This window comes from Pseudoalteromonas sp. OOF1S-7, from assembly GCF_022347765.1.
Classification (GTDB): Bacteria; Pseudomonadota; Gammaproteobacteria; order Enterobacterales; family Alteromonadaceae; genus Pseudoalteromonas.
On record NZ_JAKRFZ010000004.1, the window covers coordinates 334,412 to 347,890 of the forward strand.

Genomic DNA, 13,479 nt, shown 5'->3' on the forward strand with positions numbered 1-13,479 from the left:
CGTTGTTATAGTTTTTGCCACACGCTGTGCTTGCCAGGTTGCTGGCCTCGGGTCCACCAGCGGGCCTGATAACGTTGACCCTGGTAACGCACAACGGCACCACCGGTATAAGCCACGGAGGCTTGCCATTGGTCCTTTGGTTCAGAAGGTGATGCTATGCGCTCCCAGGCATGGCTATTGTCCGGGCGCTGTCCGCGAACCCACCATTTGGCGCGATATTGACTGCCGTTAAAGCTGACAATGTCTCCGCCGGTATAGACCTTATCCGCCTGCCAGGTATCACTATCGGGGGGCGTCGGGGTGTCATTTTGGTTGGTCACGGCAATGACCACATTGACTGAGGTGCTAAGTTGCCCGTCGGAAACCGTAACTTTGCCGCTAAATTGCGTGTCTTTATCTACCTGTGGGGCCGTGACTGTAATGGTTGCGCCGTCGCCGGTGTAACTGATCTGGGCAGGCAACTGCCAGTCGAAATCCAGTCTGCTTTGCTGGTCATCAAAGGCATGCACATGCAAATGTGCGCTTTGTCCTTCTTGCACCGTCAATACGGCCGGGGTATGCACTGTGGGTGGTGTATTCACGGGCCTGGCAACCACACTAAGATTAAAGGTATGCGCCTGATCGCTCACAAAAACCTGATTGCCCGCCAGGTTCGTTGCATCAAAGTGAATATTGCCGTGCGCATCCTGCACCCCAATTCGGATCAGTGCAGCGAATGCTTCATTGAGCTGAGTCGCAAAATACGCTGGCCAGTCGGCAAGGCGTTGCTCAGAAATGGTGAGTTTTTCCTGAATAAGTTCTTTGCCGTTGCCGTCGAACGCCCGCAGCCAGACCGTATCGCCTATATTGACCGTCTGCCCCTGACGCAGATAATACCCTGCGCTGTGCCAGCTTTGTGGCGGTTGGGGTTCAGCGTCTCTGATGAGCGTAATATCACTACAGTTATAAAAACCTTCTCCGACTACATCATCCCGTTGCCAGCGACTGTACAGGACAGCATCGCCCGAAAACTTGTCAGGAATGGCCACAGTCATCTCGTAGTAACGTTTACCGTCGGGTGCCATAAAAAAGTCGACATTGCCATGGCTTTGCACCAGCTCCAGATCAGCCCAGCTGAGCGCTTTGTTTTCAAAATCAACGCCCGGCTTGGTCAAATAGAACTGCCAAAAGCTCGGGTTGTGTGGCGTTGTGGCGCGATAACGGATTTTGATTTGCCCCTGACCATCGACCGTCACAGGGGTTTTCTGCCAGTCTTTTGAGGGTAAACCCATGCCGGCTTTATTTTTATCGCCGGCATGGCATAAAGTCCCATCGGGAATATTCGCCTCAACCGCGCTTTGATCGTTAAACTCTGCTGTATTGGCAGCGAATTCATGCTTCTGGATAAACTGTACATGGCCGGATTTCAAAAATGCGGCACGGCAGGCTGCATTGGGGATTTTGGAACCATCTTTTGGCCACCAAAACCCGCCCTGCTCCTGACAAATCGCCTGACGGGCCTTGGGAAAGTCCATATAGCCATGCGCTAATGCCTGATTTGCAGCAGCAAAGCTTATCCCCACGGCGAGAGCCGATAGGGTTTTATTATATTTCATAGGGTTATCTCCTGCGGTGGCAGCTATGCCACCGCTATTTATTGAGGATTACAGCGAGCAAACCTGCTGCCAGGCACCACCATTGGACGGTGTAGCATTGGTCCACCACTTTGCTTTGTAGACGTAACCGTTGTGGATCAGCATATCGCCACCGAGCGCATGGCTTGGTGTACCGGCCCAGTTGGTGCGCGGCCACTGTGGGTAATGATTGATATTACTCAGCTCAACTCCCTCGCACAGCGTGCCGGATGGAGGGTTACCACCAGAGGTGTCGTCCGACTTTTTCGCTACAGGCAACTGAGGATATTCGCTACTGAAGGCGTATTGTTTGCCGTTTTTTTCGATAACAAAGTTAACGGGTCCCGTGATCGGCATGTAATACATCACCTGGGCATTCACGGTCTCTCCCGGCTTGAATGACTGCAGCTGGCCACCCCACTCGTTTTTCAGGGTAATTGAGAAACGATGGAATGCGTTGTCAAAGCCACCTATGTTGTTACCACGTACATTGCTGGCATCATGCTCTACTTTCATGCCCAGCTTTTTACGGGCATTCCAGTTGGACTTGAAAATCGCAGAGGTTGAGACAGGTACATTGAAGCTGATGGTTGCCCCGCTCAGGTCCAGCTCCGAGTGGTTAGTGAACGCGAATGTGGGTCTGATCGGGTAGTTCTGATCGCCAACTGGGAAGTTTTTGGCGTTAAAGCGAATATCAACCGCTGACTCAGGCACAACAAATTCTGCATCACCTTGTGCCGTTGCGTAGTCTGTGCCACTTTGATTGAAGGTGTTGTAAGCAAGGCTGGTCATGGTTGACCCCATGAAGTACTCACCTTTATCCGCATGGTAGTCAAAGTCGCCGGCCAGCTCCCAGAACATCACGCCACCCAGGCCTTTTTCAACCACATAATTGAGCTTAGTCTGCATGGATTCGGTATCTTCCATCGACAGGAAGACTTTTTTCTGCGCATTGTACAGCCAGGGCGCGACAGCGATGTCATCGTAATGCCGCACATAGTCACCCCGCAGCACATCATCCGGATCTGTAGCAGGCGTCAAGCCATAGCCAGCCAGATAACTCGGATTAATACCATGTTGCAGATTTTTTGCATGCCATAAGGGGTTCGACCCCGCAGCGACTTCCTGACCATTTTCAATGTCATGCCAGAGGTTGTCGATGCCAATGGCGCCGTTGCCACATTTGTTTTTCTCGCCAATCCCCGTTCCTTTCGGGCAGGCGTTTTGGTCTGGCAGAGGTGCTCTACCCCAGAGGCCGTTTTCACCGCCACGTACATCTTTAAAGCCTCGGGTGTAATAAGGGATACCTATGTTGATCCGCCCCGCAGGCAATGCGCCTCTGAAATAATTCACGGCCCAGTCTGTGTTTAGATAGCCAATTCCCCCAAACTCTCTGGTACCATAGACATTCCAGGTTTTCAGCTCGGTGTCTTTACCCGTGTCATACAAAGGCGCGTTATGGCCGACATGGTCATTCCAGGCGCCGTGCAGGTCGTAACTCATGATGTTCACAAAGTCGAGATATTGCGCGGTCTGGAACGTTTCCATACCTCTGAGTAAGTAGCCCGAAGAAGGAGACGCTATGGTCAGCATATAGTGCTTACCATCCTGCTCGCCTGCTTTATCCAGTGCTTCACGCAGGGACTTCATCAGCACCTGATAAGACTGATTCAGGCCAGCGCGGCGTTGGTTGCTGATCTCGAAATCCTCAGGATGGCCCGAGTCTTTCATCGAGGACGGGTATTCGTAGTCAATGTCCAGACCATCAAACCCGTACTGACGTAAGAAGGCCACAGAGCTGGCAACAAAGGCATTTATTCCGTCATGATTAACACTGCCATCGGCGTGGGTGGTCATAGTGTAAAACCCGCCACTGTTGACGCGCTTACCGGTTTCATCGAAGTAACCGCCCGTCTCAGCCCAGCCGCCAACAGAGATCATGGTTTTGACGTGTGGATACTGCTTTTTGTAACGATTTAATAAGTTAAAGTGACCGGTATAGGGCAGACTTGGATCCATTTCGGCGCCTGCCTTGCCTGGCCAGGTCATATTGGTTGCCGCATTGCCCTGTGCTTTCGGGTCGCCAATACTTAGCTCATTCTGGCTATTTACATGGGCAAAGGCATAGTTAATGTGGGTGATCTTGTCCCATGGAATATCATTGACCAGATAGCTTGGCTGATTATTTTTACCATGACGCCAGCTGGTAAAATAACCAATCACACGCCGTGGATGATCTGCCCCCATTTTCTCCCGACCTTCGCTATCGTAGACATCACAATAAGCACTGGTTACGCCTGGTGTACGATATAGTCCGGCAGGCAAACAATCCAGCTGACTGGTTTTATCGTCACCAGGCGCTTTCACAATGAAAGTACGCGTTATTGTTTCTGACACCAGGCCATGCTCGTCCGTTGCCTGCAAAGTAAACTCATGACGCCCGGCAAAGGCTGCCGACCAGTTATAATGCGCTTCAGTCAGATCTGTGCGCTTCACCTCTTTGCCATTGTGTGTCAACGCCTGCGTTATGCGATCATTTTCTTTATCATGACTTCGCAGCGTCAGGCGAACCTGACTGCCCACTTCAAGCTCACTGGGCAACTCGGCTGTCAGGCGTGCAACCGGCGCGGTGTTTTTATCTTCAGGCGGTAACGCGTTCACCACGACTGTCCGCCTGGTCGATACGGATTTTGCCCCGTCGTCATCAATGGCCACCGCATGAAACAGGTGTTCCCCTGCGCGTGCTTTCCAGTTAAGTACATAGGGGGCTTCATCCAGCACTTTGACCAGGGTGTCATTGTGATAAGCCAAAACCTGCTTGATCACACCATCACTGTCACTCGCTTCAAAAACGAACTGGATCTGTTCGCCTTCGCTTACATTTATCTCATCCTGCGGCTGAGCGATATCAATAACCGGTGACTGATTGGGTAGCTCAGTGCCACGACATTCACCCAGCTTGCGCCATTCCTGCCACTGCCCGGAGCGAAGCTTAGGTGATGAACGATTCCACCAATTTGCCCGATAAGCTATGTTATCTTGTTGCACTTGCTGGCCGGACGTATACACCTGACCGGCTTGCCACAGAGGCAGCCCACTACACTCCACCGCCGCACTGGCGTTGTATGCCGTTAATGCCAGCGCTATTGCACTGAGTTTAACAGCAGGTTTTATTATGTTAACTAGTTGCATAAATGCACCCTCACTTGTTTTTATTTTTAACCTGACATCAATGGAAAATGAGTTTGTTTCCATTTCGGTCCAGGCGAATGCAGTGTATCGTTCCAAAAACACATAACAAGTGACTGGTTATAAATAATAATCTAGTACATTTTTACTTTTACTCAACCACTCCCGTGAATACACAAAACATATATATTTATGATATTTATAGAGATTATTTATTTGTTGCATTTATATGAATGCTGGATTATTTGGAAACCCCTATTTTGTATCGTATATTTTACAATAGAAACTGGTAAGAACAGCCGTAAGGATGACTGAAACTCCCAAAACCAGCACTTTTCACCTAAATAAAAATAGGTTCACAGGCAGAGTTTGGTGCTATGAAACAGTATTCACGCCTATCTAAATGCCTTTTATGTACCCGCAAAAGCGCACAAGAGTTCGCATCTCAGCGATCAAGTTACAAAATACTTAGATGAATACAGACAGACTAGCCTTAAGATGGCCGCTGGGGATCTCGACAAAGCGAGCGTTATAGAAACAAGCTTAGTAATCTGAATAAACAGTTCTGGTTGTTACGAACACCAATGGGACATGAGGCTTTAAAAAACCAATAGCAGGAGGTGATGGTGGCGAAAACCCGGGGCATGGCACATTGTACATGCCCCAAAAATGCTTAAATCTTACGTCTGCGGCGCACCCACAGCAGCGGTAACGCGAACAAAGATAACCAGCTCAGCGAAGCGGATTGACGTTCATAAGTCTCTACTTCCGGCGCAACACACTGATCTAGCTCTGTGCTGCCTGTCTTAGTCAATACCACAGGCACCGTAACGGATTCTGACGCTTCGTCGCCATTGGAATCTTTATCCACATTGCCAAACGAGTCTAACTTAGTCACTGTTTTAGTTGCAACTGCATAGATCGTATTGTCATCTGTGATACGGATGGCTTCGGCAATGGTATAAGGGAATTCATCACTTTTACAAGGTAATAAATCGTTGATGTTAGTTAGCTTTTCATCACCAATCTTGTACAAGAAGGCTTCACTGCGGGAATTAGAGACGTTTTTCTCAGTCTCGCCCTGGCCAACCATGTAACCGGCATTGTTAATGTCTCTGACATAGGTGTCTGAACCACTGAAGTAATTGGGGATTTCCACCAGTTTTTTGTCATTCATATCGTAGTAAAAACCAGTCACCTCGAACAGGGAACTCTGATTTTGTCGACCAACGTACCCGGCAATCACATTACTGTCGTTGATATCTAAGGCATTACCAGTTTGATAAAAATCGTCATGCGCGCGTAGGGTAAAAAATTGCCCGTCCTGATAGTAACCTGGCTCTTCATAGGCTTTCAGACTATCGTCAACCCTGATTCTGGATTTGCCCACGGCAATACCCGACTTGTTGATGGCAAACGCTGAGCTATAGAACGGGTTGTTTTCATCGTCTTTGCGTTCCAGACCAATACCCAGGTTTTTTGTTTCAATAACGTTGAAATCTTTATCCAGCGTCCATTGATAGGCACGCAAATCATAGACACCCCGCCCTTGACGCCAGATACAAACCGCTTCAGGTTCATCTTTGTTATCACAGTTGTCGGTAATGGATGTCTGGCTGTTCTCCGGTAAGCCCACTGATGCCTGGCCCACTACCAGATAGTTGCCTTCATCGGTCAGAGTAATATCTGTCGCAATGCTGTAGCCACCATATTCAGTGAACTCAGGCTCCAGTGTAACACGCTTACCACCTGGAGATATCACTAACCCACGCGCATGCCAGTCACGAACAAAGTAAGTTTTCTCTTCACTTTCTCCTTCAGGTGTAAAAGTGATCTTTTTATAAGGCGCAGATCCCCAGCCAACCACAGTGCCATCTGCCGCTATGGCGGTTATCGAATTGCTGACGGAGCGTGTCAGACCCGCATAGTCCGGGGATTCAACATCGAATAGGTCGATCAAGTTGACACTTGTACCCGTAAACTCAAACCCGGCTGCCGAACTGATCTTTTGGAATTCTGCACTGCCACTTTGCGTTCCCGAAGACAAGTAACCCAACATAAAATTATGCGCTTCTGCATCGGTTGCCAGAGCATCACCATTCTCAATTTCATCCAGGGTAAAAGTGATGGTTTCGTCTCTGTCCTCTAAGACCCTTTTATAAGTATCGTAATAGTTGGTGATCGAACTGTCTTGAAAATCGATATAACTAATGTCGACTGGCAGATTATATAGTCCCGTCACGCGACCAATGGCTTCACCGCTTTCATTGGCATCAGTGACATAATGCATTTTGCCTATGTCGCTGGTCGGTAATTCAGTGAGTTTGTAGGTCGCGGCAATCGCCTGACCAGATAGGCCGAAAATAATGCTGGCGGCCATAAGTGAATATTTCATTTCAATCCTTACTACTGATTCTGTAATGCTTCTAATTCTTCCCAACGCTCAAACGCGGCTTCAAGCTTGGACTCAAGGTCAGCCAATTGGTTCAACGCGGTTTGGGTCGTTTCAGGATCTTGCTTGAAAAACTCCGGTGAATTCACCAGGTTTTGCTGCTCTTCCAGCTCGTTTTCCAGAGCCTCTACTTTACCCGGCAATGCTTCCAGTTCAAGCTTTAATTTGTAGCTTAACTTGCCGGATTTGTTTTTATTGGCCGATTTTTTGTTTTCACTCGCCTGCTGTTTCTCTTTGTCCAGCTTTTCGAGCGCTTTTTGCTGCTCCTGGCGCTGTGTCCGATATGCTTCAAAATCGCTAAAACCGCCGACAATCTCAGTTACTTTACCATTACCTTCAAATGCCCACACACTGTTACAGGTATTGTCGATAAACTCCCGGTCGTGGCTGACAATCAGGATAGTTCCCTGATACTGGTTGATGATCTCTTCCAGCAATTCCAGGGTTTCGATATCCAGGTCATTGGTCGGCTCATCCAGCACCAATACATTTGAAGGTTTAAGGAATAGCTTGGCCAGCAGCAGACGGTTCTTCTCTCCGCCGGACAAGGCCTTAACCGGGGTACGCGCTCGCGCTGGCGGGAATAAAAAGTCTTGCAGATAACCCAGGACATGGCGGCTTCGGCCCCCCATTTGTACTTCCTGCTTGCCTTCGGCAACGTTGTCCTGAACGGTCTTTTCCTCATCCAGTTTTTCACGATACTGGTCGAAATAGGCCACTTCAAGGTTAACGCCCTGCTTCACTTTGCCGTTATCCGGTGCAATATCACCAAATAAAATTTTCAGTAAAGTGGTTTTGCCAACGCCGTTGGGGCCAATGAGACCAACCCGATCGCCGCGCATGACCAGCGTCGAAAAGTCATCCACAATACGCTTATCTTTAAAGGCATGACCAATATGTTGTGCCTCGAAGACCAACTTGCCAGAACGCTCAGCTGATTCAATGTTAAAGTCTGTTTTGCCGACTTGCTCCACACGCTGCTTACGCTCAACCCGCAGTGTTTTGAGTGCTCTGACTCGTCCTTCGTTACGTGTGCGCCGTGCCTTGATCCCTTGTCGGATCCAGGCTTCTTCTTCAGCTAGTTTTTTGTCAAATAAGGCATTTTGTGCCTCTTCAACTTTCAGATCGTGCGCCTTTTGCTCCAGATACTTGGCATAATCGCCCGGGTAAGAGATAAGCTTACCGCGATCCAAATCAAGAATACGCGTTGCAACACCGCGAATAAATGCCCGGTCGTGGGAGATAAAAACAATGCCGCCTTTGAACTCTTTTAAGAACTGCTCCAGCCACTCGACGCTGCTCATATCCAGGTGGTTAGTTGGTTCATCCAGCAGTAATAAGTCCGGGTCACTCACCAACGCCTTCGCCAAAGCCACTTTACGCAGCCAGCCTCCGGAGAGTTTCTCCAGCTTCATGTTGGCACTCAGTTGCAATTGGGTCAGTACCAGCTTAATACGGCTTTCAAAACGCCACGCATCTTTCGCTTCAATGTCTGCAGATAAACGCTCCAGACGACTAAGCAAACTGCTTGAATGATCCGTTTGCAGCGCTTCACTGACATGATGATAATCAATCAACAGCTGGGCAATATCTGGCAGGCCACCGGCGACATAATCGAATACACTGCCCTGTGCGCCCTTTGGCGGATCTTGCTCGAGCCGCGATACTTTCAGTCCCGATACCCGGTTAATTTCACCATCGTCGAGCTGAACCTGCCCGTCCAGAACCTTGAGCAGGGTTGATTTACCGGCACCATTGCGCCCGACAATACAGACCCGCTCTCCGGCTTCAATGACCGCATCCGCCTGATCTAACAAAGGGTGAGTACCAAAAGCCAGTTGGGCCCTTGCAATTCTGATTAAATCCATCTTACTTTAACAACTCTTTTATATCTTGTTCTGTGAAGGGCCAGAACAAAGTTCTGGCACTGTCTGTTGACTTAAGTACGGGAATTGACGTCTGATAGTCAGCCATCAGCTGAGGGTCGTCCACAATATCCTGATGCACTACAGCGTCGCTGTCGACACAACGTAGCACCAATTCGTGAGCTTGCTCGCAAAGGTGACAGCCGTCAGTATAAAACAGGGTAAGCTTAGCCATGGGTGATCAACCAACTATTGTGAATTTGCTTGTTGCGCTTGAAATCCGGTGACAAAGTTTGCTCTGACACGTTTTCAGCCTTGAGCCCAAGCCCCATGAGACCAACTTCATCCATTTTAAAGCCCCGTTTATTATTGGAGAACAACAAGGTGCCACCCGGGCTGAGGATTTTTTTCACCCATCCCAGTAGCTGGATATGGTCGCGCTGCACATCAAATACGTCTTTCATACGTTTTGAATTGGAAAACGTTGGCGGGTCAAGGAAGATCAAATCATATTGACCCTGCGCGTGCTCAAGCCACTTAAGACAATCTGCCTGCTCAAATCTGAATCGTGGGTTACGCAACTCGTTTAACGCGAAGTTCTCTTCTGCCCACTTCAGGTAAGTTTTAGACATATCGACGGTAGTCACTGCTTTTGCGCCACCGAGTGCCGCATGGACCGACGCACTGCCGGTATACGCAAACAAGTTCAGTACACGCTTGTTCTTGGCATTTTGCTGAATATAGCGTCTGGCCAGTCGGTGATCTAAGAACAATCCTGTATCAAGATAGTCGAACAAGTTAACTTTGAACTTGGCGCCAAACTCTTCAACCACTTGCACCCGGTTTTGCTTGCTAAGTGCATTGTATTGTTCCTGACCTTTTTGCTTTTTACGTACCTTAACTGCGATATCTGAAGGGTCGATATCCAGCGTTTCCGCAGTCAGCGTGATAACATCCTGAAGGCGTTTGTTCGCGACTAATTCATCAATTTCTTTCGGTGCGGCATATTCAAATACCACGGCACTGTCACCGTAGACATCCACCGCCACATTATATTCAGGAATGTCGGCATCATACACACGATACGCCTGCACCAGCTCTTTTTTGAGCCAGCTTTTCAGAGCTTGCTTGTTCTTTTTAACCCGGTTGGCAAATGCCCGTGATTGTTCAAAATGCAGCGCGCCGGTCTGTTCATTTTGTGCCACCTGACGCTCGTCCATATCGTACAGATAAAGAGCAACATCGAGCGGACCGTTTTTAAATTTATAACGCTTTTTCGAGGACAGTTTGAGGGTTTTAAATAGTGCCTCATCTGTGCCGAGCAAAGCCACAGACCAGTCTTTATAATGCTTTTTGAATCGCTCCCCCATACCCCGGTACAGGCTAATTAACTCCGCCATAGAGCCTAAGCGCTCACCATAAGGCAAGTTGCTGAGCAATGTGCCCGGGCGCTTGGCAACGCAAGTCAGCTGGCTGGCATCCCCTTCATTAAAACGGATGTATTGTTCAAGCCCGGCGCGTTTGGCGTTGCCTATCGCGGTTTCAAGTACCTGAGCATCAATGTCCTGGCCGATGATCCACAAGGGTTTGTCCAGCTGAGCCTGTTTTAACTCGCTTTTCAGCTCTTTAAATTTGGCATCACGAAACCCTGGCAGGCGCTTAAAGGCAAAGTCTTTGTTTATATTGGCAGGCAGGTTCAGCGCCATGCTGGCCGCTTCTATCAGCAAAGTACCGGAGCCACAGCATGGGTCAAACAAAGGTTTAGCGGTATCATTCAGCCAACCACTGCGCTGCACCAATGCCGCTGCCAGGTTTTCCCGGATCGGTGCCCGGCCTTGTTTGGTACGATACCCTCTGTCTGACAGACGTGGACCAGAATAGTCAATATAAAGGGCAATTTTTTCCTTATTGAGTTTAGCTATTACGCGTACATTGGCGTCTTGCTTATCGACAGATGGGCGTTGCTCGTATAGATCCTGAAAATAATCGACAATGGCGTCTTTGATCACCAAACCGGAAAACTGCGTGTTTTTCAGCTCCCGATTGGTACCATTGAATTCAACCGCAAATGTTTGCTTAGGACCAAACCACTCCTGCCAGCCCTGAAAACGCGCGAACTTGTATAAGTCATCTTTGTTGTTGATGTTTTCGTGCTCATCAATCAGCATCATGACGCGCGTTGCAAAGCGTGTGGTCATACAGAATTTCTGCACTGCCAGACTATCCGCAGTAAAGCGGACCGAGCCAACACTTTGTTTGACAACTTCCAGTCCCTGAGACTGAAGTTCTTCAAGCAACAGGTTTTCAATTCCGATGGACGTTAAGGCGATAAACTGCAATGTAAATACTCAATAATTTCAATTGCAGCGAGTATAACACAGCAAGTAGCAGACTGGGATATCAGAGTGGCAGCTGGCCCTTTAGCTCAGCAATCAAAACCTGCTGACTGAAATGAGCATCAGGCCGTCTGAGTTTGCTTGTGTACCTGAATGAGAGGGTGTACCCTGTCGTTAAGGACTTTGATTGCCTGGAACTGCTCCAGCTCTATGTTTTCATCCAGCATAAAGCCTTGTGTCAGATTAATACACAGGCTGGTCTCATGATTGTGATCAACAATCAGGAATTCACCGGACTGACATCTTGACTGCAACGTGACAACAGCTTCACACAAAGGCTGACCGCCCGTGTAACAACTGAAAAACCAGCTTTTGGCCTGAACAGGAAGTAGGTGAAATTTTGCGGCCGTGGCATTGAGTGCAATTTGGCAACACTGAGGCTCAGACCAGACTTTAAACCCAAGCAAATAATCATAAACATTACGATAAAACGCAGCTTCATCGACGCTCAAGTCGATACTGTGCAGAGAGTCTTCCGTTAGCTGCCTGAGACGAAAAGGCGTACACAACTGGAGGTCTTCACCCAAATCCACAAGCAGTCTGTTTCTGTGGCTACATCTTATCCACCGCCACTCTTTGGATGCTTGCAAAACTGACCTCCCGATATCAATGTGTTATGCACCTATGACCTGACCAGAAGTATATCGCGAAATATCACAGTGTGAAAATATTTGTAATAACAAATTGTTTTAGATCATTGCGTTATATAAATGATCTTTATAAGGAAAAAACGATCATTGTGACGTTACAATGATCGTTTAATCAATGTGTGTTTAAATGGCGGTGAAATTACAAAGCAATTACATTCATATTCAGTAGCTTATAAAACCGCCAGTTAGATCTCAGTGATGATCTTTTTGATCAACTGAGGACCTTCATAGATAAAACCGGTGTAAACCTGAACCAAATCGGCACCGGCATTGAGCTTTTCTTTTGCCGCAGCAGCGCTGTCGATCCCACCTACGCCTATAATGGGCAGTTTGCCCTCTGTCATACGTTTTAGCTCACTCACAACCTGTGTCGACTTTTCACGTACCGGACGACCCGACAAACCGCCTGCTTCTTCTGCATGTGCCAGACCTTTTACCGCTTCTCGCGACAGTGTAGTATTGGTGGCAATGACGCCATCAATCCGATTATTGACTAATGACTCGGCAATTTGTTGCAACTGAACCGCATCCACATCCGGCGCGATCTTCACCAGCATAGGCACTGACTTTTTGTGTTTCTCTATCAGGTCAACCTGCTCATTTTTCAGGCTCTGGAGCAGGTCGTCCAGCGCTTCACCATATTGTAAATCGCGTAATCCTGGTGTATTGGGTGAGGAAATATTGACGGTAATATAAGACGCATGCTCAAACACTTTACGCATACAGTGGATATAGTCATCTTTACCCTGCTCGTTCGGTGTGTCTTTGTTCTTACCGATATTAATACCCAGGATACCGCTGTACCGGGCCGCCTTAACATTCGCAACCAGGTTATCGACCCCTTTGTTATTAAAACCCATGCGGTTAATAATGGCATTGGCTTCTGGCAAGCGGAATATCCTAGGTTTATCATTACCTGCCTGAGGTTTAGGTGTAACCGTACCCACTTCAATAAAGCCAAAGCCCATCTGGCTGAACGCATCAATACATTCTGCATTTTTGTCGAGTCCCGCAGCTAACCCCACCGGGTTGTCAAACTCCAGGCCAAGGAAAGTAACCGGTTTCTTTGGAAGTGACTGTGACCAGGCCATACTTAATGGGGTGTTCGCGAAGCGGCGTAAATTTCCGAGCGCAAAATCATGAGCCCACTCGGCATCTTTACTGAACATATAACGACGCGCTAAATCATAAAACATGGAGACTCCTTAAGTTCCTAGTAACGTATGACACCACTGCGCATTCATGCGTAACCAGCTTGGAGGATAAAATCTGCCGCTAACTGCGTTAAAAATTTTTCGTTTAGTTCCCTAAACA

The 13,479-nt window shown here is 48.2% G+C and carries 8 protein-coding genes; all 8 read right to left on the reverse strand.

The window, feature by feature from the left end:
* Positions 1-5 precede the first annotated feature (5 nt).
* The 8 genes from MHN33_RS08790 to pyrD all read right to left on the reverse strand — a co-directional run bounded on the left by MHN33_RS08790 (position 6) and on the right by pyrD (position 13,361).
* Positions 6-1,595, reverse strand: coding sequence for a lytic polysaccharide monooxygenase (locus MHN33_RS08790; RefSeq protein WP_239397610.1), 1,590 nt, complete (start codon positions 1,593-1,595; stop codon positions 6-8).
* Between the two features lie 48 nt (positions 1,596-1,643).
* Entirely contained in the window at positions 1,644-4,805 is a 3,162-nt protein-coding gene (locus MHN33_RS08795) for a glycosyl hydrolase family 18 protein (RefSeq protein WP_239397611.1), read from the reverse strand.
* A gap of 670 nt (positions 4,806-5,475) precedes the next feature.
* Positions 5,476-7,197, reverse strand: a complete 1,722-nt coding sequence (locus tag MHN33_RS08800) for a DUF3466 family protein (protein ID WP_239397612.1) — start codon at positions 7,195-7,197, stop codon at positions 5,476-5,478.
* An 11-nt stretch (positions 7,198-7,208) separates the two neighbouring features.
* Positions 7,209-9,122, reverse strand: a complete 1,914-nt coding sequence (locus tag MHN33_RS08805) for an ABC transporter ATP-binding protein (protein WP_239397613.1) — start codon at positions 9,120-9,122, stop codon at positions 7,209-7,211.
* A gap of 1 nt (position 9,123) precedes the next feature.
* Positions 9,124-9,354, reverse strand: a complete 231-nt coding sequence (locus MHN33_RS08810; RefSeq protein WP_046003123.1) for a glutaredoxin family protein — start codon at positions 9,352-9,354, stop codon at positions 9,124-9,126.
* The gene (gene rlmKL, locus MHN33_RS08815; RefSeq protein ID WP_239397614.1) at positions 9,347-11,458 is read right to left on the reverse strand and encodes a bifunctional 23S rRNA (guanine(2069)-N(7))-methyltransferase RlmK/23S rRNA (guanine(2445)-N(2))-methyltransferase RlmL; all 2,112 of its coding nucleotides are present in this window, start codon (positions 11,456-11,458) and stop codon (positions 9,347-9,349) included. The genes MHN33_RS08810 and rlmKL overlap by 8 nt, the downstream gene beginning before the upstream one ends.
* Positions 11,459-11,577: 119 nt before the next feature.
* On the reverse strand, positions 11,578-12,105 hold the full coding sequence (locus tag MHN33_RS08820; RefSeq protein ID WP_275442720.1) for a cell division protein ZapC domain-containing protein: 528 nt from the start codon (positions 12,103-12,105) through the stop codon (positions 11,578-11,580).
* A 245-nt stretch (positions 12,106-12,350) separates the two neighbouring features.
* On the reverse strand, positions 12,351-13,361 hold the full coding sequence (pyrD, locus tag MHN33_RS08825; RefSeq protein ID WP_239397615.1) for a quinone-dependent dihydroorotate dehydrogenase: 1,011 nt from the start codon (positions 13,359-13,361) through the stop codon (positions 12,351-12,353).
* Positions 13,362-13,479: the final 118 nt, after the last annotated feature.

What these genes read in the sequence shown, in the direction of transcription:
- MHN33_RS08790 (WP_239397610.1), bottom strand. Translation starts at nt 1,595, where the DNA reads ATGAAATATAATAAAACCCTATCGGCTCTCGCCGTGGGGATAAGCTTT.
- MHN33_RS08795 (WP_239397611.1), bottom strand. Translation starts at nt 4,805, where the DNA reads ATGCAACTAGTTAACATAATAAAACCTGCTGTTAAACTCAGTGCAATA.
- MHN33_RS08800 (WP_239397612.1), bottom strand. Translation starts at nt 7,197, where the DNA reads ATGAAATATTCACTTATGGCCGCCAGCATTATTTTCGGCCTATCTGGT.
- MHN33_RS08805 (WP_239397613.1), bottom strand. Translation starts at nt 9,122, where the DNA reads ATGGATTTAATCAGAATTGCAAGGGCCCAACTGGCTTTTGGTACTCAC.
- MHN33_RS08810 (WP_046003123.1), bottom strand. Translation starts at nt 9,354, where the DNA reads ATGGCTAAGCTTACCCTGTTTTATACTGACGGCTGTCACCTTTGCGAG.
- pyrD (WP_239397615.1), bottom strand. Translation starts at nt 13,361, where the DNA reads ATGTTTTATGATTTAGCGCGTCGTTATATGTTCAGTAAAGATGCCGAG.